The organism is Paenibacillus sp. NPDC058367 (assembly GCF_042723305.1).
Taxonomy (GTDB): domain Bacteria; phylum Bacillota; class Bacilli; order Paenibacillales; family Paenibacillaceae; genus Paenibacillus_AQ.
This window is the reverse complement of record NZ_JBHXIZ010000001.1, coordinates 2,300,871-2,325,192: the sequence shown is the minus strand read 5'-3', so window position 1 is coordinate 2,325,192 and position 24,322 is coordinate 2,300,871. Positions and strand designations below refer to the sequence as shown.

The following is a 24,322-nucleotide window of genomic DNA, read 5'->3' as shown; positions in this document are numbered from 1 at the left end:
AACTTTTAGGAGGATAAAGCATATGAAACCAGTAGTAAGAGAGCATATACAGCAATTGGATGTATCACTAGGCGGCGGGATTGTCAGCGATAAGATCAGGGTGGATACGATTGATAATCCGATCCTGATTATTGGACTAGGCGGCACGGGCATTGATGCCCTGCTGCGTCTTAAGTATCAGATTAACCGCCGCTTTAAGCTGCCAGAAGATCCGATATCCAAGAAGAAGCGGGACAAGCCGGATAATGTAGAGTTTCTAGCTTTTGAAACGAATGAACAGGATCGCGGAAAGAAATACAAAGGGATCGGACTCGATCCACAGAATGAATTTGTATTGCTGGCGAATGCTGAAATCGGCGGATTGCTGCAGAACCGCAGTATCCTTGATTCGTACATCACGGATTGGCTGTCACCCGAGCTGAGTATCACAGATGGTATGAACGGTGCCGCTGGTGTGCGGCAGGCTGGACGTCTGCTCTTGTTCACCAAGATTAATCAGGTTGTAGGAGCGATTGATAAGAAGATCAAGACCTTATCTGTAGGCACGAACAAAAAGCTGATGGTCTTCCTTTTGACAGGTCTGTCAGGGGGTACAGGTAGTGGAGCGTTCCTTGATATTGCCTATATCGTACGCGGTATTATTGAACGTGATTATGGATCAGCCGGTATTGACCGTGTGAACACACTGGGTTATCTCTTTACACCGGACGTGAACCTGTCTAATAAAAGTCTAAGTGAGCATACGCGTGAATATATTCGCAAGAACGGTTATGCGGCGCTAAAAGAGCTGGATTACTGGATGAATGTAGATAGTCGTGGGGAGCGATTCCAGCAGCAATACGGGAATATTTTGACGGTAAACTCTCCACTGCCTCCGTTTAATTTATGCCATTTGATCTCTGCAACGAATACCGAAGGTAAGCTGTTAGAGAATGCGTATGATTACTGTATGAACGTAACGGCTGAGAACATCACGAACTTTATGGCAAGTGAAGAAAAGCAGTCTGGTGAAGAATTCGCCATCCATGACTATATCAGTAATATCCGCACCAATATTGCGCAGATGAATAAGACTTATCCAGCTAACTATGAGTACAACATTATCGGCGCCTCGTCTGCCGTGCTTCCGATTGAGGAAATGACGACTTATCTGGCCTTCCGCTTGTTTGATAAAATGGAAAAAATGTTCCAGCAGGTGCCTGGTCAAGAGGATGTTGAGAAATTCGCACGTAAGCTTGGGATTGATCTCGACAGTATGATTAAAACCTTTGAATCCCGTGTGCCTGAGCCATTGCCAGGATACGAGAACAGCGAACGCTTGAGTCATGCCAATGTAGTCAAGAATCAAGTGGTAAGTATGGATACAGAGCTGGAGCAGAACTTCCTGGCTCGTGCCCGTGAGGAATATATTAAATCGAAAAAGCAGCTGCCTGGCGAAATTGTTGGACGTTTCAGTGAAGAGCTGGAGCGCATCTTCCTGCACCCAGAGCAAGGGCCGTTCTACGTTTCCCGCCTGCTGTACACAGAGAAGGGCTTCTGTATTTTGAAACTGATTCAGTCTTATATTGAGGCTTTACGTGAAAGCTTGCTGCGTCTGCCACGCGATATTGAGACGGCGCAGGACAGTGCGGATGAGAAGCTGAGCGATGCACGCAGTGCTTTTGTATCCAAAGAGAAGAAGAAAAATGCCTATATTGACGCTAAAATCAATGAGTATTGGCTGCATGCCGATGTAGAACGTACTGAGCAAATGATTCAATTTTATGAGGACTTATACGAGCTCTTAAATGATGAAAACAGCCGGATTTATGGTGTATTTACGGAGATTCTTAGTGCGCTTAGCTCGATTTTTGCCAAGAATGGGGACATCCTTATCAATGGTGAAGAGCAAGCGGATTATAAAGGAAACAAAACTTATTATTGGAACATTGTTAACGTGCCGGATATTTCGGCGACGATCTCCAAAATCATGGATCAGAAGGACGGCGACGACCTGATTCGCGACTTCACCCGTGAAATGCTGAAGCATTCCGGACGTTGGGTTAAGGAACAGGAGATTGATATCGTTCGCTCGATTTCAGAGTTCCTTAGTGATAAGTTCGGGGATCTGATCACCCGTTCGATGGAAGATTTCCTTGTGATGAAATTCGGCCATGAAGAGCCGCTGGATAAGTTCGTAGAGCGGATCATTGCCGGTAAATTGGACGAAGAGGCTGTGCCTACCTTCCACCTTAGCAACAGCTCGGGCAGCTTGCATTTCCCATCATGGGGCTTCGTTTCCGTACCTGTTAAAGCACCTGGCATCCTGAAAGGGATTCGTAATTATCAGAATAATGCGCTTGGCAAATCACAATTTACAATCAAAGAAAGCCAAGTCAAAAACCGTATTTTCTGGCTTAACACCCGCAACGGTGTGCCACTCTTCGTATACACGCCACTGCGGGTGTTTGAAGAGAACTATGAGCGGACCATTCTAGATAAGGAAGGGATCGGCCGCCATCTGGTGATGACGGATAAGAACAACTGGACGTATCTGCCTTCTCCGATTCCGGAAAAATCATGGGGTGACACCTACGTCAATTCTCGTGTACGTGATTATAACGCACGTGTACGTGCAGACTTTGCAAAGGCGTTGGCAAGCGGAGTGATCATCGAAAAAGGTGTAGACGAGAATACAAGCAACAGATACTCTGTTGTGTTCACGAAACCATTTGATATGGATGCTCTATTGAGTGGATTTGATATGCAGTTAAATTCTTCACGTCCGAATCTCGGAGAAGTGAAGAAGGCGGCTGATGAACTTAAGAATCTGCGCGAGAAGGGCTTGGAACGCGAAGGCATTAAAGATATTTTTGGCAGCATTAACAAAGAAATGGCACAGGAGAATTTAATTCGTTCACCGCAGCTGATTTCTCGTGTTCGTGTTGAGCTAGCTAAATATGCTGAGCTGACTGCAAAAGCAACGGAGCTTGAAGGGCTGCTCCATCAATATCTGGACGAAGACAAGTGGATGGACCAATTCATCGAGGCGTTGTACACGGACAGCATTATCAAGAAAGGCGCACTCTACGTTTATGATCGTGATGAAGAAGAGGACGCTTGGGAGCCGTTTGCCAACTTGATGAAAGAACGTAGCTACGTGGAATATGCCGTGTACCGTCATTTCCGGGAGCTGGATGAGAAGAGCCGCAGCGTTCTACTGCGTAAGGCAGCTCGTCGTGCGAGTGAAATGACTGCCGCTGAAGACGTAACCCCATTGCTCTATAAGCTGGAAGGGCTGTATGTATCCTTCCTTGAAGCACGCGACAGCTTGGAGTATGAACGGGTAGAGTATGAGAGCGGCGATGAGATGTATAGTTTCTACAAGAGTATGACTAGCAAACTCGGCAGCATCCGCAGAAAGTTGAAATAGGCCTATGATCAAAACACTGGCATTATCTTATGGTGAACAATATGCGGTACAGGAAGAGGCACAGCGCAGTAAAGGGGATGGACGCAGCAGCATCCATTACCCTGCCCTGTTTCTGTTCGTAGGCGACAAGGTTGCTCCGGCCATCGGTCCGGTGCTGGATAGCTGCGAACGAAAATGGGATAACGCCGGCGGTGTTATGGCATTGCATGCTGTGTCAGGCACGAAGAGTGAGGACACAGACAGAAGTAAGAGGGGCTCTGATGCAGGAGGAAAAGACCGGGTGCTGGCCATGGCCTTGCCGGATATGGCAGGGTCAGATCCACGCACTGTGCGTCATGAACTTTACCGCAAGTTTCATGAGGATACACGTTATCTTGCTGAAATGAATAAAGTTATTCGGCGGCTGAGCAACAGTATAGCGGATTATGGACGGCTATATTCATCTTTTGACGTGATCCATCTCTCTATCATTACGCGGGTCGATGACCCGCTTAATGTATTGTTGCCAGAAATTACACTGCTGGCTCGAGCAATACTCAGCCAGTCCTTCAAGTCGGTACAGACGGATCTCTACGCTTTAATCAATGAGCGGGAGCAAGGGGATAATTTTGGATATTCCAGCTCAGTAGGGCTGGCTTTTCTGCGTGAATTGGACAGAATGCAAGCTACGGACTATACGTTTAATGCACCGCTACTTGTAACCGAGGATGGTCTGTCGATTCCAGTGAGTCATGGTCCTTCCGCTTTATTTGACCTTGTGTATCTGCTCTCCGATAAGAATGAGCGCGGCATGATGTCGGCTCACGGCATGGATGATAACTATGAGATCATCTCCCATATTAGCCTACTTAAGAATCGTGTCCGCCCGACTTCTGATCAAGCTACAGGACACGGTGGTTATAACAATATGACCTTCAAAAGCGGTATTAGAGGTAGCACAGGAAGACAAGGCTACGCCTCCGCAGGCTTTTCTGGCGTGAGAAGACCTAATGTCCAAATTGCCTTGGCCGTGCTGTATCACGCCTTCCGGCGCCTTGCAGCGGATATGCGTGAGGGTAGTCCATGGACTATGCGCGAGCGTCAATCTCTATTAGGGCTGGATCCTGATAGTTTGCGGGAGCATAGGGCGCAGCTAGTCCCGGAGAAAGACGGCCTTAGTGAAATGACGGGGCTAATGAGCCATGGACGTCCGTCCTACAATGAGCTGAAGCAGTTGTCACTTCGTGAAGCTGAACAGCAGCTGTTCGGTGATGGGGGCGAAGCTTATTTCCGTAATAATTTTGTCGCAGAGTCTAACCGGAGAGTAGAAGGCATTCATCCTCTTCGTGGATGGCGCACCCTATTGGCGGCACAGGAAACAGCTACGCCAGCAGTAACATTCTATCAGCTTGCGGAGTGGACAGCTGATCGTGATGAGGGTGGCAGTGTGCTGCATGCTTTGCGTCAGCATATGACAGGATTGCGTTCAGCACTTGTCTCCGCGCAGGATGAGCTTGAGGATCTTTATGCGGAAAGTGTGGAGCGCCAACCGTTCCAGCGTGTGCCGCTTTTTGACAAACGAACGGTACGCAACTTCATTCATTACTTATTCTCTGCGGTATATGGCAAAAAATATGAGCTATTATGTATGGAAAGTGAGCTTGCGCTATGCAGTCGTTTGGAATCTGCGCTTGAGCAGCTTCACGTGGAATGTGTGGCCCGTGTGAAAGCTATGGAGACGCTCGAAGAAGAGTTACGTATTACTGTGATGGACAGCATTGGGCGAACGAACGAAACCACTGGCCAGAACGTGATGGAATACTATCGAGTTGTCACAGAAGAAGTAATGAAAGAGATCGAGACCCGGCGTGGGCCAGGAATATTCTTTAGTGACAAGTACATGGGTAGCATTTCTAAGCTTTTAGAGCAAGGCAAAGAAGCGGTAGCGGAGCGTTTGATTGGCATTTGTCAGCGGGAAATATTAACGGCTGATCCGTTTGCTCTATCTTTCGAAGAAGAATTGCTGCGGCGTGCAAATGTTGCGGCTGCTTATGAGAACCGTCAGGTTCTATCCAAGGAAGAGTTGTTCAAGCGTCTGTACCATAATCTGGAGGATAGCGCGACGATCAATGTTCGTCTGTTCGAATACACGCAAGAGCATCGTCATGAGGAAAAATATTTCTTCGGAGACAGCGCATCTGAATTCCTGCGCTATGCATTTGGTGTGGATGAGACGACCCGCATTTATCGCTTAGGCTTTGTGCATGAACAGCGCAGGAGCGGAGTGGAGAAGCTAAATCTGATGGGTGGTTTCCATTTAGAAGACCTGCTCTACTACCGTAATGGTAAGGTTTATTATGAAACCTATGCTCAGAATGGCTATCAGCTTCATGGGGTGAGTGAAGAGCAGCTTCCCGAGATGCGCTGATGGCGTAATAGATGGGTACCCTCACTTTGAGTCTCTTTATTGCATTTTGTGCAATAGAATCATCGGATATAACCTTTAATTAGAGTTCTGTTGTATTTGATACAATAGATTTAAGTAGATTTCTGGAATAGGGACATTTCTCCTTATTTCCAATGCACATTATGCAATAGAATAGAAATAGATGTTTCTTTTATTCCATTCTATTGCACAAAGTGCAATCTGGGGGATGATTACACATCCGGGCAGCCCGTTAATCGGGCTACATAACCCCCGAACAATGTTAAGGCCATAAGAGTACAATTCAGGTTTCTCCCGGAAAGGAAGTATAACGATGCAGAGAAAAATCAATCTGCTCCTGCTCTTCTTCAGTCTGATCGGCGGCGGGGTCGCCTTTCTTTTTGGCGAGTGGCTGCTAAGCTGGTACAACGATCTGCCTTCCATCTTGCTCGTAGGCATTTATTTTGCCATAGTAGCACTCGGTATCGGCATCGGTTGTCTGCTTGCAGAAATGATCTCGCCACGGCTGAACGGAGCCTCGTGGAAGCAGCGCTACCTAGGTTTATCCTGGAAGCTCCTGCCTCTGATGATTGTCCTTGCACTTGGAGTTGGAGCATTAACAGAATTCGTTTATGAGCTGAATTTTGGCGGTGCTAAACCGGTTAAAAATGTTGTAATGGCTATCGATGACTCTGGCAGTATGGCGCAGAGTGATCCTGATAACAGCCGTTATTCAGCCGCTAAGGCGTTAATTGCGAGAATGGACAATGACAATCAGGTAGCGGTGGTGACATTTAACCACGAAGCTGTAGTCGTCCAGCCGTTAACACCACTCTCGGATTCGCAGAATCGTGAGAAGGTGTTGACTGCCATTGATAACTTGAAACCAACTGAGGGTGGCACGAACATAAGTGGTGCGATCTCGGAAGCACTTAAGGAGATAGACAGTGACGGCAGAAAAAATCAAGGCGCTATGGTCATCTTGCTGTCGGACGGAGTCAGTAATTTCGACACCTCACGAGAATTACAGACCTATATAGATCGTGGCATTGCCGTAAATACCATTGGTCTGGGGATGCAGGATCCTGCCGGTACCCAGTTGCTGCAGGATATTGCGAAAATAACGGGCGGTCACTATTATGATGTGACAGATACGGCTCTTTTGGGTGATGTATTCCAGCAAATCTATGATCGTTTGGGAGATCGGACATTGCTTACGGTGCGTAGTGATGCTACGGCAGATAGTCCATACTATGCTGCAGTTCGTATTTTGTCGCTGATGCTAATCGGTGCTGCACTTGGACTCGGTCTTGGTATTATGTTTGATAACCGTCATTTAGCAAAAAGCTTCGGGATTGGCGGCGTAATCTCAGGGTTGTTCGCAGGGCTTATTCTGGAATTTGGACTTAGCGGGCACAATTTCACTGACGGCCTAATTCGCCTCCTTGCTGTTCTTATATTGGCTGCAATCATCTCATTATTTACAGGCGTCATTCCGGTAGGTGAAGGACGTATTTACCGTAATAGAAGAAATAATGCAGCTCCTAATCCACCGTCAGAAAGCTTTCCTGATCGACGGAGAAATCGGAATAGCAAAGGATTCTAGTAGTTGAAAGGGGTTTACAGTAATGAGGTACGCCGAGGATAATGCTTCCGCTCTGGTAATAACGGATGTGACATCTCAAGTGGATGAACGGTTCTGTACGCTGAGATGGCGCTGGCCGGACGGCGTGCAGGCGGTGTACATCCATAAGACCTCCGCAGAAGAGGCTTCTATTGGCACCGGGGATATTCCTCCGGTCGGAATGAAGCTCTACACTCGTGAGGAATACAAATCTAACAATGGATACCGTGATCGATTGGATGAGATCGGCCTAGTCTCCTATACCATATACGCTCGCCTTGCTGAGAACGGAGAGACACTGCTGGTGAGGCAAAGTGACGGTGCGAACCGTGTGGTGGTCAGTGCAGGCAAAGCCAGAATCTATTATTCCGTTCAACAAAAAAGAGGATTATTCGGAAAACAAAAGACCGTACATATGGCGATTACGGCAGAAGTTCCAGTGGCTCGAGATGTCCTCTGTTATGTTAAGAAACGGGGAGGACATCCGGCAGGGAAAGAGGATGGTATTCTCTTTCCCTTTGTACAGGATTTCGCCCCTGGACGCAATGTACTCCCGCCGATTGAGATCGGTAAGGATGATTTTGTACGCATCTTTTTCACCGACGGTCCTAAGTATGGGCTTTATTACGAGCTGGTGCCGGAGTAAGATCAGTCTATGCGTACAAGCGAGTGTTGGACAATGCCTGTCCATAGCAAGATACGCAGATACAACTTTTGGGAGGATGAGTAGATGTCTTTTTTTAGCCGTTTTATGAAAAAGAATCAGCCGGAGCCAAGGCCGCTTTTTTATGATATTGTGTGTCCGTATTGCTTCACTAAGTTCTCTCCGGAGGATGTAGTCTTTCGGGCTATGCATAGCCGAGAGGACGATGAGAATTACGCGCTGGGCGAGGATGATGCCTTGAATAAATACCGTGAGCGCTTTGGGCTCGATACGGTGGATGACATAGAAGCAATCATTAATCCGGCGGATATTCCGGAAGAATACCATCATTATACCGATCATGTGTTAACAGGGCTTACGGATCGTTATGGAGTGCTTACACGCAGACGGCTATGTCCATCTTGCCATAACGAGCTGCCTGTGACTGCAGGTAAGGTTCCAAGTAACATTATCTCGATTATCGGAGCTTCCCAAGTCGGGAAGTCGGTATATATGACCGCGCTGATTCATACCTTGCAGCATACGACAGCAGGTCATTTCGATGCCGCTTGTATGCCGCTCAACGCGGAGATTAGCCGTAAGTTCCGTACGCTCTATGAAGAACCGCTGTTTGAACGCGGGGATCTGCTAGCTTCCACACAGAAGGAGAAAATGCAGGAGCCGTTTATCTTTCAATTTGTTTTTAAGGATGAAGAAAAGCCGCCGCTGACACTTGTGTTCTTTGATGTAGCGGGTGAGGGCATGGTGGATCAGGATTATCTCGGACTACACGGTCAACATATTAAGAACTCTGCCGGTATTCTGTTTATGGTCGATCCGCTGCAAATCCGTTCGATCCGTGAGAAGATTCATATTAACATCGGTGATCGCCCGGGCGAATGGGTCTCGCAATATGACGAGCCGCGTGATGTTGTGCTGACGATGTTCGGTGATTTTATTGCCTATCAGGAAAAGAGCAAAACTGACATTCCAACAGCAGTCGTTCTTGCGAAAAGTGATATGCTGCATTCGCTGAAGGATGAGGATGGCGATTACATCAAGTCCAACAGTAATGTGTTCAATAACTATGTCCATCGCAAAACATTGAATATGGATGAATTCCATAACATCGACGGAGAAATCCGCAGATTTATTGGTAAGGTGGACAGACCTTTTAAAGATACGATGGATGTGTACTTCTCGAATACGGGCTATTTTGCGGTATCTGCGTTGGGCAGTAATCCTGTGAATCAGAAGATTGAGGGTGTAGTAAGCCCGATTCGTGTAGACGAGCCGTTTATTTGGCTGCTGCATAAGCTGAAGTATATTGAGGGGAGCGACGGCCCGTGAATGTTTTCTCAGGGTCTAAGATCGCCCAACAAATGTATACCCGCGAACGCCGCGGATTATTTCGTTCCACTGAAGGTTTTGATACAGTAGCGAAATCGGATAGTCTGGACAATAATTTTATCAAAAAAACACTGCATCCCTTCTGTCTTTACGATGCTCCAGCAGAGCTGGCCGCGCGTGGGGAGAAGGATGAGACTCTATATCCTAGTGCGCTGCACCTGTTCCATGCAGAGAATGGCGACACGGTTCTTGGGACGAGTCGTTATCAAGCGACGGATTTTACGGGCCAGCGGAGCGCCTTTTTTGCACATAACTTTGTAGTTCCGGCCTCACGTTCAGAGGAGATTATTCAGAGCTACGGGGACTTTCTGCATGCTGATTTCGCAAAAAGTTATGAAGGAGAGCTGGGCGGAACCTTGCCGGAGCTGTCTGCTATTCCAGTTATACGTACGGATCGCCGACCTGATCCTATAGCGGGATTACGCTTGCTAGGGATTGATGAAGGGATATTTAAGGCATTGCTGCAAGCGGTGATGCTCTCTGTGGCAGGTAAGAAAAAAATCTATATCGCTCTAAATGTACCTATCACGGAGCTGTCCGCACGTGCGGTGGAGCTTACAGAGATTTTATATAGCGTGCTGCCGTATGAATTCCGCCGTAGATTAGGCGTGATTACGTATGCGAATGAACCGCAAAGCCGTAAATATATTCATCTTAGCTTTGTGGAAAAAGGCTCGCTCCGTCCCGGTGATCGCAGCATCGAGAAGGACTTCACATTCGATTTGGTTTCGGGTCGGATGGGGAATGTAGATTTTGGCGAGTCCCGTCAGCCGTATGCTGATCTGGTTTGGAAGCTTTTACTTCTGAATCCAGGGGATCTCGACGATTTCGTAAGTTTTGCCGATCAGATCCTTCGCGGAGAAAGTCCTGAGCATAAACTATCGCTCGCTCTCTATAATGAGTTAGCCGTATTTTATGAGATTGAGCAGGGGAATGAGCACTTATATACAGAGAACAAGAGCGCGGTGCTAAGTGGTTTACTCTCTTATCTTAAAGCGGAGGGGGCGATTCATTCCAGAATCCGACTGAATGATATTTTCTTGGAGCGGTTCGACCGAGAATTTGATTTAGTCCGGCAAAGGAATGTCCCGGATCCTGCAATTATGGAGTGCTTTAAGGATTATTTTGTGCTCAAGGATCATAATTACAAAGTCAGAATTGTTGATTATTTCATTAATGGTATGCTTCATAGCGTGGAAGCGGGACGCAAAGATGTTCTCAATGCAGCTTACGGTATCATTGAGAGTAATGATGAGCTAAGCGCTGCTTTTTTTCAACGGGTAATGTCTGAAGCGTATTTCCGCAAGCAGTTATTAGAACCTTATATGGAATCAAGACTAGTTGCTGCATCTAAATCTGTGGACATTCTGAATTTTGTACTCCATTGGGGCCGTTTTCTGCCAGCTGCGTTAGAGCAACCTTTTGCTCAGGATGCAGTAAGGGATTATTTGCTAGAAAAGCTACAACTGGAGACTGATCCGGTTGCTGCGGTGGCGGAAATTCATGGCACTGTAGATAAAGCGGAGAAAGATCGACGTAGAGGGACAGGCGTATCTTCTAAAGTACTCTCGCTCATGCAGGATCTGGCAGCATCTGCAGACAGATTCTTGCTGAACCGGCTATCCCTCACTGAAATGACGCAGGAGGACTTACTGGAGGTTGTTTTCTTACGTTATGGCAATGTCGTGGATTGGCAGCCGCCACTAGATAGAATTAGCAAGCAGAAAGAAAATGCACTCCGTGCTGCTTATCGCTGGTTTGGTGAAGAGAAGCCGAATGAAGAGATTTTTGCAGGCTTATCTCCAAAGGAGCTGGACGATGTACAACTGCTCGGTCGCCGTTTACTGAAGGAAGCCCGAGTGCTAGAGCCTTTTGAACGTCTGCCTCTAGCTTTCTACTACACCAGTCAGCGCGAGGGTGGTCCACTGGATTATGACGCACTCTTGGAATTAGTAAAGCATAAAGCCGGTACCGATAAGGATGTTATCTATCGATTTTTTGCATGGTCTCAAGGAAATTCTTTATTTACGATATCGAATAAAAAGCTTTATCCGGGTTACCGCCGGGCGATTCTGAAGTATTTCCAGAGCAGTGACCGCGAAGCCTTCAAGAATCGTGAGTTCCGTAAAAGCTATGTTGCTACAGCACGGCCTGCTCTTCAAAATGTGTACAATGAAGCTCGCTCCCAGCTCGCTTCCCCGCTGGCGCGCTGGATCAGCCGCAGTCGATTTCGACTCCTGATCTCCGGTTCCATCACGGGCATTCTGGTGATTATCGCAATTATCGTATTCAGTATGCTGCGTCCGGATGATCCAAAGACGGCTCTGCCGGGGACAAGCCCTGAGCCGACACCCGTTCAGAGTGCAGGCAATGAGCTGCCTCCGGCTTCAGTATACTTGAAGGATCAGAGCGTCGAAGGAGATAAGGGGAGCAGCATATTGGTGTTCACGTTTGCCAAAGCTGATGATTGTGTGCAATTTAATCCGACGGAGATTAGTCTGATGACTTCATCCAATGTGGTGGATAAGAGCTTTAAAGTCGCTGCTAGCCATGGAACTTGTCCAGTTCCGTCAGCGGATGCCACAGGCGCTAATTCTGAACCGGCTGAAGGTGCGGACGCTACTAACTCAGGAGCCGATGCCACACCTTCTCCAACGCCTTCATCTGATGCGGAGAATAACACAGTTGATCCATCCGCGACATCTGTCACAGAAGGGGTACAGCCATCCTATCAGGTGGAGGTTACCTTAGAACCGGGAGCGACCATCGTAGAGAAAAGTATGATCAAGGCGGGAAGATTTACATTGATTGTAGATCCCGCTCCAAAGGATACACTGGGTGTTAACTCAAGTGCTGAACCTTCTCCAACTGCAAGTCCGGAAGGAACAGCTGAATAAAGGAATTTCTGATCAGCAGGACGATGCCGAAAGGTTTGGTTCTGCTGTTCTTTTTTTGTTACTCATACAAAGCTTTTCTATAGACATGCTATGTATTAATAGATATGATTATGAAAATAAGGTTATACCGCCCTTTATAGGGGCGGTCTTTATGTTGTGCGCTCTTATTTTATGTAGTATCCATTCCTTTATAGAAAGAGGTTGAACAATGAAGAAAATAGTCACCTCCAAGTTTTTTGTACTTGGACTGGCCATATTCATGGTCATTTCAATTTTAGGAACATCCCTTGCTCCGGCAGGAACCATCTTCGCAGAGGCAGGTGTTAGCACCGGACTAGATGAATCTAGCGATGCAGCTGCTCAGGCGGAGCGAATTAATGTTGCGGATGCGACCTATACAGCTGCAGAATTTATTCTAAAGGGTGGCGTGCAGTCGGATTGGCAAGCGATTGGGCTGGCTCAAGCGGGATACAAACTGCCAGCAGGTTACCGTCTAGCTCTTGAGAAAAAGGTGAAGGATGCAGAGGGGAATTTCGCGAGCGTAACGGATTATGCGAGAATCGTACTCGCAGTAAGAGCGGTAGGTGCTGATCCTACCAACTTTGCTGGAAGTGGAACAACACCTGGCTATAACTTAATAGAAAAGATCTATAATCATGACAAAATCAGTGGACAGACACTTAATAATCCAGTATATGCTTTGCTCGCACTGGACTCTGGTAAATATAACATTCCATATAACGCGAAATGGACAGCGGATAAGCTCATTGCTGAGATTCTCTCCAAGCAAAATCAAGATGGCGGCTTTGCCTTAACGACAGGCGCTAGTGAGCCAGATATGACAGCGATAGCTTTGACCGCTCTAGCGGCACATAAGCGTAATCCAGAGGCTTACACAGCAGGGCTACAAGCCGTATCTTGGCTCTCTAATGCTCAGGATAGTCATGGAGGTTACGGAGATAGTGCTGAGAGCGCTGCACAAGCTATTCTAGGTCTCACATCCTTCGGTGTAGATCCAAGTGGATTAGAATATGCCAAGAATAAAGTGAATCTGATTGGTAACCTGCTGAGCTACCGTCTAGCTGACGGAAGCTTCGCTCATAGCCGTGGCGGAAGCAGTAATATTCTAGCTACTGAGCAAGGCCTTCAGGCGCTTGTAGCCTACAATCTACTCTATAAAGGCAGTAACAGTAAGTTATACGATTTTTCTAAGTCATCTGTTCAGAATGCCTTAATCTATGCACCTGTTACTGTAGAGGGTCCTAAGAGTACTTTAGCACAGGGATATGGATATGCTAGCAACGTACTTGGTGCATTAGAGAAGTTGGCTCTTCAGACGAACTTGCCGATCACGAATCCTTCCGGTGCATATGTCACAGGAATTGGAAACATTCCCGCCGGAAGCTACGGCGGCTATGACGGATGGATGTATGCCGTATCCCGTAACGGTCAATGGATCAACCCTGATGTTGGAATGAGTGATTTTGCGCTTAAAGATTCAGATCAGGTCTTGGTTTATTATGCTGGAGATGATACTAAACTTGTAGATTCGGTAACGGTGTCCAAAGCAAGCCTTAAAGAGGGCGATTCTTTTACTGTAGTAGTGACTAGTAAGACATGGAAATGGGATGCTGTAACGAATACATCCTCCCCGGTAACTGCCAAAGCATCTGGCGTTCAGGTCCAAATTGGAAATCGCATCGTAACAACAAATGCTAAAGGCGAGGCGCTATTCTCAGGGAATGTTCCAGCAGGTGATTACAAGCTGACTGTAACAGGCTATCGTGAAGGAAAAGCGCCATCGATAGCTAAATATACTCAAGATCTAAAGGTAATTCCTAAGAATGTAACGGCTTCACTTACCGTTGAGGGTCCGCAAGGACTGATCGGTGAGGGGACTTTAAAGGCTTCCAATGCGCTTGAAGCTTTGCAGCAATTGGGGTTATCCAATGATTTTAAAGTAGATATCACGAAATCGTCGTATGGTAATTTTGTATCGGGTATTCATGGAGTTACTCAAGGCCTTTATGATGGCTGGTGGAGCTTCGTAGTATGGCGTAGCGGTGAATGGATCTATCCAAGTGTGGGTATGGACGCTTTTGAATTACAGGAATCCGACCGTGTTCTTGTATATTATGCCGGAGAAACCACACAGGTTGTTGATACTGCGGTTGTATCCTCTGCACAGCCGAAGCCGGGTGAAGCTTTCACTGTAACAGTTTCTCAGAAAAAATGGGTGTGGAATAAGGATACCTTTACTTCCGATCCAGTGACTTCTCCAGCCGCTGGCGTGCAGGTCTTGATCGGTGATCAGAAGGCGATCACAAATGCTAAGGGTGTAGCTGCATTTGACCAAGGTCTACCAGCGAATACCTATACGATCATTGTTACCGGATATGCTAAAGATAGTGTGCCTAGTGTGGCGCGTTATACTCAGTCACTAAACATTGCTTCAGATGTTATTGCTCCTGTTAAAGCTACGGCTACCCTTTCAGTCGTTGGGGATAACAAGAAGGGTACGATTCTGAACAGTACAACAGTATCGCTAAAAGAAGGTGAAACGGCTTATAGCTTATTGATTAGTCAATTGGGCGATAAGGTAGTATCATCCGGAAACGCTGGAAGTAAATACGTGAAATCTATAGATGGTTTGTCCGAATTTGATGGCGGACCTAGCAGTGGATGGAAGTATAAGACGAATAGAGATGCTGATCCAAGTATCAGCGCGGACAGCTACATTTTAGAGAACGGTGATATATTATATTGGTACTATTCATCGGGTGAATAAGTACGATTGATTATTGTTAGGCGGACACTACGATTCGGAGTATTAGCGGATCGAGTGTCCGTTTTTTTGTTTTCGTTCGTTGCATTATTTGACAACATAAACTTTTTTTCGACATTTTATTCATGATTTTATTTAAAAATCATCACACTATTCGCCTTTCTTACCGATAAAAATAGATAGTTAGTAAGATCATGTGAAGGCGGAGTGCAGATGAAGAATATGAAAGTGAAATTCAAAATTGGGATTCTATTGGTATTTTCTGTAGTCATGTTGAACATTGTGGGGGTAACTGGCTTTATCACCATGGACAAAATGGCTCAAAAAACAACAGAGACGTATAATGAAAACTTGTTGCCTGTTTCTTACGTGGGACAAATGCGTACAAACAATCGGGCCATTGAAGCTTTTCTCTTGGAGCGCTTGATGAGCGTTGATGTAAACAAGAACAAACAACTGAAAGAGAGCATTACGGAGAAAGTTCAGGAAAATAATAATCTTTTGAACAAGTTGAAGACCGTCCAGTACAATGATAGTGCGGTAGTGAATAAAATAAAGGAATATGAGTCCTCCTTAACAGACTATCGTGCACAAAGAGATAATATTATTCAGGTTGCGGATAGCAAAGGTAGTCAAGAGGCCTTTCAAGTATTCACAGGTGAGTTTAGTAATTCTCGTGAGAAAATGATCAATATGCTTAAAGGAATAAGCGATTCGCTGCTAAAGGGAGCTGGAGATCATAATTCAGAGTCTACGGCTACCGCTAAGAGCATGAAGACTAAAAGTATAGTGTTGATATCGTTCTCTTGGATCATTTGTATCGTGCTTAGTGTTGCAATCATTCGACTGATTACGAAACCTCTTAAGGAACTGCAAGGTTTAATGAAGCGGGCGGAAAATGGGGATTTAACCGTCACAGCAACATATACCGCTAAGGATGAAATCGGCCAAATTAATAGCTCATTTAACAATATGCTGGAGAGCTTACGGAAGATGATGCAAGGCATTGCGGAGAGTGCAGAATTGTTATCAGCCTCATCGCAAGAGATGAGCGCTAGTGCTGAGCAGACCTCGTTGGCTTCGCAAATGATCGCCGAAGCTTCTGGAGAGATTGCAGCGGGGTTTGATGAACAGACGGAAAGCATTAATCGTACTTCTCAGTCTATACAAGCTATGACCAATAATATTTCGGCCGTAGAAAGTAGCAGTTTTGAAATGTCCGACCTTATGGGAGTCGCTTCTGGTTCAACAGATCAAGGGGTAATCGCCGTAGATAACATCATTGAACAGATGAAGGAAATCGACTCCGGCGTAACTCAGAGCCAAGAGATTATTAGTAACCTTGGGCAGCTGTCTCAGGATATAAATACAATTATTACTACGATTAACGGAATTGCAACACAGACGAACCTGCTGGCGCTTAATGCTTCTATTGAAGCAGCGAGAGCTGGAGAACATGGACGTGGCTTTGCTGTAGTTGCCGGAGAAATTCGGGGTCTTGCAGAAGCGACGCGAAACAGTTCACTGAAAGTAACGGATATTATTACGCATATTCAAAAGCAAACTGAAAGAGCAGTAGAATCAATGGCTTTCGGCTCCGAGCTAGTCTCTCACGGCGTAGCTCAAAGTCAGCTCGTATCTCAAGCGTTTCATGAGATTCAAAGTTCTATTAAAGAAGCTACGCTGCAGACGGAAGAGATTAGAGAGGCGGTTGCACATGTCTCCTTAGAGTCACAAGGTGTAGCGGCAGCAATGGAACAGGTCAATGCAATATCCAATAAAGGGGCAGTGGGTGTTCAGGACACCAGCGCAGCTAGTCAGCAGCAACTGTCTGCTATGGAGGAAATGTCCGCATCAGCTCAGTATTTAGCGGTGCTGGCGGAAGATCTGCAGAAGACTTTAGCGCGATTTAAATTATAACGTGAAATGAAAAAAAGGACGTCCCAGAGCCATTTAGGCTTTGGAGACGTCCTTTTGTGTGTTATTGAATGGAGTTAAGCATACCAGCCCCATACGAAGATGAAGAGCGTACCAAAGATCGTAACTAAGCCAACGAATAAGGCATAGGCGATATTGATGTAGAGTTCTTTCTTGGTATCAGCTGATTCTCCAATATGCATGAACAGGAAGAGCTGCAGGGAAGCCTGAATGAGCGCTGTAATAAGCAGGATAGCCATGTTCGCACTATTAGATAGATCAAGGTAGATTACAGCAAGTGCAGCCACAGAAAGGACAAGAGAGGCTAAGAAACCCATCACATGGCGAATTGGAAACAGTTGCTTCATCATGCTACATCAGTCCTTTCAGATAGACGAAACTGAAAATAAAGATCCAGACAACGTCCAAGAAATGCCAGTACAGCGAGAAGATAAAGGATTTATTGGCCGTAGCCGGAGTAATACCTTGACGCTTCAACTGGATTAAGATAGCCGCACCCCACAGGAACCCGAACGATACGTGAGCTCCGTGTGTTCCCAGCAGTACAAAGAGACTGGATAGGAATCCGCTGGTTTGAAGTGTAGCCCCTTCGTGAACATAAGTGACAAACTCCATGATTTCAATACCAAGGAAGCCGAGACCCATTAGTAGGGTTAGTCCGAAAAAGACCATCATAGCTTTCTGGTAACCATGCCGCATAGCATGAACTGCAAGACCGATCGTAAATGAGCTTGTCAACAGCAGTAATGTTTCGATCATCACGGGACCAATTTCAAAAAGGTCCGGCCCGCTAGGGCCGCTGGCAAAACGGTCTACCATTACAAAGTAAACAGTGAACAACGTAGCGAACAGTGCAATCTCTGCTCCTAGAAAGACCCAGAAGCCAAAGATTTTATTACTATTCTCTTCTGTTGAGTATTCAAGCGGCTTAGACGCATCTATTTTCATATTGTCTCACCCCGCAATTTCTTTTCAGTAGCAATAACTTCTTCTGCAGGGATGTAGAATCCATGATCCCGATCGAAGGACATAGCAGCTAGAACGATGAGGATACCTACTCCAGAGAGAATGGCTGGAATCCAGAGACTGAATACCAGAGAGAATCCTGCAATGAAGAAGATAACACCCAGAATAAATGGTTTGCCTGAATTGCTAGGCATATGAATCTTAGTAATCTTATCTTCGTATAGAGGTACGTTGTCTTGTTTAGAGAACCAGTAGGCATCGCGTGTTTTTACGGTTGGAACCACTGCGAAGTTGTAAGCTGGAATCGGACTTTTCGTTGCCCACTCCAGTGTACGTGCATCCCATGGATCTCCATTTGTATCTCTTGGTTCATAACGTGTACTCCAGTAGATGTTATACACCAGAATTACAAATCCGACTGTAAGACCTATCGCCCCTATGAACGAGACCATACTGAGCGGACCAAATCCGGTATCCGCAGAATAAGTGTATTGTCGACGTGTCATTCCCTTAAGTCCGAGAAGGAACAGTGGGAAGAACGATACGTTAAAGGAAATAATAATCCACCAGAAGGCATGTTTACCAAGGCGTTCGTTCAAACGGAAGCCGAATACTTTAGGGAACCAGTAGTGGAAACCTGCGATAACGGCGAATACAGCACCTGGAATGAGAACGTAGTGGAAATGCGCTACCAGGAACATTGTATTATGGTACTGATAATCGGCGCTGGCCATGGCCAGCATGACACCTGTTACCCCACCAATCGTAAAGATCGGGATAAAGGCTAGCGAATATAGCATCGGCGTCGTAAATGATATTCGCCCTTTTCGTAAGGTGAATAGCCAGTTAAATATTTTCACACCTGTTGGAACAGCAATGGCCATGGTAGTAATCGAGAAGAAACTGTTAACCATAGCGCCTTGACCCATTGTATAGAAATGGTGAGCCCATACTAAGAAGGACAAGAGGGAGATGATCAACATACTAAAGACCATGGATGTATATCCATACAGGTTCTTTTTGGAGAAGGTGGCGATAATTTCACTATAAATACCGAAGGCAGGAAGTACAACGATATATACTTCTGGATGTCCCCATACCCAGAAAAGGTTGGCCCATAACATATCCATACCGCCGTTGGCCATCGTGAAGAATTGAGAGCCGAATAACCGGTCGAACATCATCAAAGCGAGCGCAACCGTAAGCACTGGGAAAGCGAATACGATAATTACGTTCGTGATTAGCACGGACCATGTAAACATTGGCATTTTCATCAGCTTCATACCAGGAGCACGCATCTTCAGAATCGTTACAATAAAGTTAACGCCTGTGAGGAGTGTACCGATACCCGATATTTGTAGCGCGAGCGAGTAGTAGTTGTTACCCACCGTTGGGCTGAACTCTATACTTGCTAGTGGGAAGTATGCAGACCAACCAGCATCTGGTGATCCCCCGATAACAAACGAAATGTTAAGCAGCATTGCTCCGAAGAAGAAGAGCCAGAAGCTGACAGCGTTAAGACGTGGGAAGGCAACGTCTCTGGCACCGATTTGTAGCGGTACGATAACGTTCATCAGACCGATAATAAACGGCATGGCCATAAAGAGGATCATGATCAAGCCGTGTGTTGTAAATACCTCGTTGTAATGCTGTGCGTCAAGAAATTTCATGTCTGGGGCTGCGGTTTGCAGCTTCATCATAATAGCGTCAACGCCGCCGCGGAAAAGCATTAGTAGCGCAGCAAGGATATACATAACCCCGATACGTTTGTGGTCAACGGTAGTTAACCATTCGCGCCATAAATATCCCCATTTTTTAAAATAGGTTAGGCCGACGATAATCCCGATTGTAGCTAAAACAATACTTGCCATAGCCCCGTAAATCAGGGGTTCGCCATGGACCTTAAATTTATCCCAATCCATTAGGAATCGCTCCTTTCAAGTTGCTCAATTAACATGGACTAATGTCCTTCATGTGTAGTGCTCTGTTCATCCAGTTCTGGATTAGGTTCACTGTTAAATTCTGTCTCGCTAGATGGTGCAGGAGACGGATGAATTTCTTTATTATCCTGATGTTCCATAGTTCCATTATCCATATCCATTTCTTTACCATTATTACTCATATGGTCGCCATGGTCTCCTGGAGGAGGGCTAAAGGATAAGTGAGTGTTGGTGTATGTTTTGCGTCCGACATATTCCATTTTCAAAAGATTTTTGAATTCGTCTTCGGTTAATGGACCTGCTGTTTCTTTAACGTCTTTTACCCATTCTTGATAGTCCTTATCAGTCATCGCAAGGGCTTCGAACTCCATGTGGGCAAAACCCTTACCATTAAAGTTCGCATTTCTTCCGGTATAAGAACCTACAGTATCCGCTGAAAGATGCAGAGTGGTAAGCATGTCACTCATCGCATATTTCTGTCCTCCCAATTGAGGGATCCAGAGACTTGAGATCGTACCGAAAGAGTACAATCTGAACTCAACAGCGCGGTGAACTGGAATGTTCACGTAGTTTACGGTTTCAATACCTTCCTCAGGATAGCTGAAATGCCATTTCCAGTTGGAGGAGGAAGCGTAGATTACAAGCGGTTTCTGATCTTTATAATCCGCTGCAACGTTTTCTACATCTACTGTCGTTTTGACAGTGACCACGGAGAGGAATGCCACGATAATAATCGGGATTGTAATCCAGATGGCCTCCAACCATTTGTTTCCTTCCTCGTGAGGAGGAATATAATCTTCGTTACTTTTCTTAGCGCGGTACTTCAAAAGTACAAAGACATATAAGATGTAGACAACTGCTAGAACACCGAGCATCACAACAATGGAGAGGATGATCGTGTCAGACAGAGTTCTCGCAGCCGGCCCCTTCGGATTCAGAACAGCGATTGAACTGCATCCTGGCAAGAGTAAAATTAGGCTGAGAAATAAAGCGTATAACGGTCCCTTTTTGTTCATGCTTAAGCTCCTTCCTTCAATACTTCTATTAATTAACCCTCATCATTACCTTCATATATAGTAAGAACTAATGAGAAAGAAAGCAAAAGACTTATTTTTCCATCTAAGCCATAATATACCTTAATAATGGCGATCAAGTTAAATATGTGTGATCAATTTGTTACAAGTTCCTAATGATATGATAAAGATCACTGTAGCCACGCTGTTTAATGGTTATTTATTTCTGTTCAAACTTTGTTCAATAATTTACTAAAGTTGCTAATTTGGACACATCTATTTTGTGCAAAAGGATTGGAATTTAACCATTTATTGTTGGTGTGACAGGATTTGGCCGAAATCTGTATTTGATGAATTTTGTCGAAATATCTGCAAGCCTTAAAAAGGGTAACAAATTATTCTGTATTAAGTTACAATCTCTCAAATTTCTATCTATTAATCTATGATAATGTTATAGGTAAATATACGAGATGGGAGATTTTTTGAGATGTTTAAAAAGAAAGTGTGGCTATTATTTATAGTATTATTCGTATGTACGGGCTTGGTACGAGAGATAGATACAGTGAATGCTGCGGGTGCAGGATCCCTGAAATTAGGGGTGAACGATAAATTAACTAAAATTGATGCAGTGTCGATAAAGGATACATATTATGTTTCGCTGCGTGACTTGTCACTAGCACTGAATCTGAATCTTACCCTTGAGGGTGTTGGTATTCATGTTCAAGGGAACAACGGTTCCATTGAACTGCTGAATGATCACGCAACAGCTCTTCTCCCTAATGGAAAGACTATCCCGCTGAAAACATTTGTGGAAAATGGTAGAACGATGGTTCCTGTGAAGATGACCTCTCATCTTGGATTTTCAATTTCGTTTAAGCCAGCTCAATCTTTATTAAGAGTGTATAATTCCGGGGCTAAATTAGACGATGCTGCATTCGTGAATCAACATAAAAAGGATTTGCAACAAAATGTAACTACAGGGACGACAGGCACAAAGGGGAAAGTTGTATATCTTAGCTTTGATGATGGCCCATCCGCTACAACCTCTCAACTACTTGATATCTTGGCGAAGTATGATGCGAAGGCAACCTTCTTCATGTTAGGAAATAACATGAACGCACACGCGTCTCAAGTGAAACGTTTAGTGAAAGATGGACATGCACCTGCTTTGCACGGCATGACACATGTGAAAGATAAATTTTATGCTTCTCCAGCTTCTGCGTTGAAAGAGATGAATGACGATAATGCAATTCTGAAGAAGATTACAGGTCAAAGTACAACGCTGATTCGTACACCTTATGGTAGTAAGCCTTATTTAACAAAAGCTTATAGAGATAAGATACTAACTCAAGGGTACCATCTGTGGGATTGGAACGTTGACTCTGAGGATTGGAGATATAAGAACGATAGTAATTCCATCTATAATACGGTTATGAGAGAAGTTCATAGTCTGAAGAAGAGCAGCCCAGTGATTCTAATGCATGATCAAAAGGCTACACTTAAAGTTCTTCCACGCATCCTAGAGGCGCTGAAGAAAGAAGGCTATGCGTTTCATATTATTACTTCGGATATGGAGCCTAACAATTTTTGGAACGATAAGCGCTAAATCTGATAGTGGAATTAAATCATTCATATTGTTGAGGCGGCAGATTTGATCTGTCGTCTTTTTTTTGTTGTCTGAAATCTTTGTAGATTTGACACATGTAGACTTCTCTAATCTATCGACGTAGTTAATTTGTCATGTTATCATGATACTCTGATAACGTATTAGCGAACTAAAGCACACAGCACTGTGTCAACGATGGGGGATAAAAGAGATGAAGAAAAATGCACTTTTAGTTTTATTTATGATCATGGTTATTGCAGCTTTATCAGGCTGTTCGTCTTCTGGGAGCAAGGATGGAAAGCTGGTGATTGGGATTGATGATAAGTTCGCTCCGATGGGCTTTAGAGATGAGAATAATGAAATTGTTGGGTTTGATATCGACTATGCAAGAGCTGCAGCTGAGAAAATGGGCAAAGAAATCACTTTTCAGCCTATTGACTGGTCAGCTAAGGAGTCAGAACTGAATAGTGGGCGCATTGATATGATTTGGAATGGTTATACCATCACAGATGAACGTAAGGAAAAGGTGTTATTCACTAAGCCTTATCTTGAGAATAGTCAGGTAGTAGTCGTATTAGCGGATTCCACTATTTCAAAGCTTGAGGATTTGGCGGGTAAAGAGGTAGGACTTCAAAGTCTATCCTCCGCTGCCGATGCTTTAAATGCTAATCCGATTAAAGACCAAATTGCTAATCTGTCGGAATTTCCTGATAATGTGCTAGCGCTCACAGATTTGAAGACTAAGCGCCTGGACGGTGTAGTCATTGATGAAGTGGTAGCCAGATATTATATGTCAAAAGAGCCTAATACCTTTAAGCTACTAGATGAATCGCTTGCTCCTGAGCAGTACGGTATTGGAATTAAGAAAGGCAATGAGGCACTACTGGAAGAACTTCAAAAGGCTTTGGATGAAATGAACAACGACGGAACGGCTGAGAAGATCTCCACGAAGTGGTTTGGTGAGAATAAGGTATTGAAATAGAAGGTCAATATACAGAGTTTATTGGAGAAATGAAAATGGATTATATAATACAAATTTCCGGGCCGATGTTAGAAGGCGCGCGTACAACTATTTTATTGTTTCTTATTGTTATTTTGGTGTCGATTCCGCTCGGGTTCCTAGTCACTTTGATGGCGAAGAGTGTGATCAAGCCCGTGGCTTGGATTGCACATACCTATATCTATGTCATGCGGGGAACACCACTTTTACTGCAATTGTTATTTTTTTGCTTTGGTTTACCACAGATTCCGGTGATCGGGGAATATCTGGTCATGGACCGCTTCGTTGCGGCGAGTCTTGGGTTTATTCTTAACTATGGGGCTTATTTCGCGGAGATCTTCCGTGGGGGTATGCTCTCCATTGATAAAGGGCAGCATGAAGCAGCCAAAGTACTCGGACTGAGTAAATGGCAAACGCTGCGCAAGGTAATTCTAGCTCAAATGTTTAGGGTAGCTTTGCCAGCCGTGGCAAACGAATCGATTTCCTTGGTCAAAGATACGGCTCTACTGTATGCCGTTGCTGTACCTGAGCTACTGAACTATGCCAAAACAGCAGTGAATCGAGACTTTACTGTAACCCCCTTTGTAGTGGCGGGAGTGATTTACTTACTGATGACGCTGGTGCTCACTTTATTCTTCAAAGCACTGGAGAAACGTTTTAAATTCGAGTAGAGGGACTGTCTGA

15 protein-coding genes are annotated in these 24,322 nt (G+C 45.1%); 11 read left to right on the top strand and 4 right to left on the bottom strand.

Annotation, left to right across the window (positions count from 1 at the left end):
• Positions 1-22 precede the first annotated feature (22 nt).
• From ACFWMP_RS10130 to ACFWMP_RS10095, 8 genes are all read left to right on the top strand, one after another.
• Positions 23-3,412: a tubulin-like doman-containing protein gene (locus ACFWMP_RS10130; RefSeq protein ID WP_379423373.1), complete on the top strand. Its 3,390-nt coding sequence runs from the start codon at positions 23-25 to the stop codon at positions 3,410-3,412.
• A gap of 4 nt (positions 3,413-3,416) precedes the next feature.
• Entirely contained in the window at positions 3,417-5,819 is a 2,403-nt protein-coding gene (locus ACFWMP_RS10125; RefSeq protein ID WP_076283864.1) for a transcription initiation factor TFIID, read from the top strand.
• A 331-nt stretch (positions 5,820-6,150) separates the two neighbouring features.
• Entirely contained in the window at positions 6,151-7,422 is a 1,272-nt protein-coding gene (locus ACFWMP_RS10120) for a vWA domain-containing protein (protein ID WP_042185102.1), read from the top strand.
• A 22-nt stretch (positions 7,423-7,444) separates the two neighbouring features.
• The gene (locus ACFWMP_RS10115) at positions 7,445-8,086 is read left to right on the top strand and encodes a hypothetical protein (protein WP_042185104.1); all 642 of its coding nucleotides are present in this window, start codon (positions 7,445-7,447) and stop codon (positions 8,084-8,086) included.
• Positions 8,087-8,170: 84 nt separating this feature from the next.
• Positions 8,171-9,433, top strand: coding sequence for a TRAFAC clade GTPase domain-containing protein (locus ACFWMP_RS10110; protein WP_042124368.1), 1,263 nt, complete (start codon positions 8,171-8,173; stop codon positions 9,431-9,433).
• A complete protein-coding gene (locus ACFWMP_RS10105; protein ID WP_379423370.1) occupies positions 9,430-12,390 on the top strand; it encodes a GAP1-N2 domain-containing protein in 2,961 nt (986 codons plus the stop codon). The genes ACFWMP_RS10110 and ACFWMP_RS10105 overlap by 4 nt, the downstream gene beginning before the upstream one ends.
• A 208-nt stretch (positions 12,391-12,598) precedes the next feature.
• Positions 12,599-15,178, top strand: coding sequence for a DUF4430 domain-containing protein (locus ACFWMP_RS10100; protein WP_379423368.1), 2,580 nt, complete (start codon positions 12,599-12,601; stop codon positions 15,176-15,178).
• 210 nt (positions 15,179-15,388) lie between these two features.
• Positions 15,389-17,095 (top strand): methyl-accepting chemotaxis protein, encoded by a 1,707-nt coding sequence (locus ACFWMP_RS10095; protein WP_042185106.1) that lies wholly within the window; start codon positions 15,389-15,391, stop codon positions 17,093-17,095.
• A 74-nt stretch (positions 17,096-17,169) separates the two neighbouring features.
• On the opposite strand, the gene qoxD is transcribed toward ACFWMP_RS10095, so the two are convergent.
• From qoxD to qoxA, 4 genes are read right to left on the bottom strand one after another with little or no spacing between them, the layout of a single operon-like run.
• Positions 17,170-17,463, bottom strand: coding sequence for a cytochrome aa3 quinol oxidase subunit IV (gene qoxD / locus ACFWMP_RS10090; RefSeq protein ID WP_179281646.1), 294 nt, complete (start codon positions 17,461-17,463; stop codon positions 17,170-17,172).
• Between the two features lies 1 nt (position 17,464).
• Entirely contained in the window at positions 17,465-18,061 is a 597-nt protein-coding gene (gene qoxC, locus ACFWMP_RS10085) for a cytochrome aa3 quinol oxidase subunit III (RefSeq protein WP_076283869.1), read from the bottom strand.
• Complete coding sequence (gene qoxB / locus ACFWMP_RS10080; RefSeq protein WP_042185110.1) at positions 18,058-20,001, bottom strand: cytochrome aa3 quinol oxidase subunit I; 1,944 nt, start codon at positions 19,999-20,001, stop codon at positions 18,058-18,060. The genes qoxC and qoxB overlap by 4 nt, the downstream gene beginning before the upstream one ends.
• Before the next feature lie 38 nt (positions 20,002-20,039).
• Positions 20,040-21,035, bottom strand: coding sequence for a cytochrome aa3 quinol oxidase subunit II (gene qoxA, locus ACFWMP_RS10075; RefSeq protein WP_094871516.1), 996 nt, complete (start codon positions 21,033-21,035; stop codon positions 20,040-20,042).
• Positions 21,036-21,519: 484 nt separating this feature from the next.
• On the opposite strand from qoxA, the gene ACFWMP_RS10070 reads away from it, so the two are divergent.
• The 3 genes from ACFWMP_RS10070 (at position 21,520) to ACFWMP_RS10060 (ending at position 24,309) form a co-directional block, all read left to right on the top strand.
• Complete coding sequence (locus ACFWMP_RS10070; protein WP_052404162.1) at positions 21,520-22,638, top strand: polysaccharide deacetylase family protein; 1,119 nt, start codon at positions 21,520-21,522, stop codon at positions 22,636-22,638.
• A gap of 211 nt (positions 22,639-22,849) precedes the next feature.
• Positions 22,850-23,620, top strand: a complete 771-nt coding sequence (locus tag ACFWMP_RS10065; RefSeq protein ID WP_042185114.1) for an amino acid ABC transporter substrate-binding protein — start codon at positions 22,850-22,852, stop codon at positions 23,618-23,620.
• A gap of 29 nt (positions 23,621-23,649) precedes the next feature.
• A complete protein-coding gene (locus ACFWMP_RS10060; protein WP_042185116.1) occupies positions 23,650-24,309 on the top strand; it encodes an amino acid ABC transporter permease in 660 nt (219 codons plus the stop codon).
• Positions 24,310-24,322 lie beyond the last annotated feature (13 nt).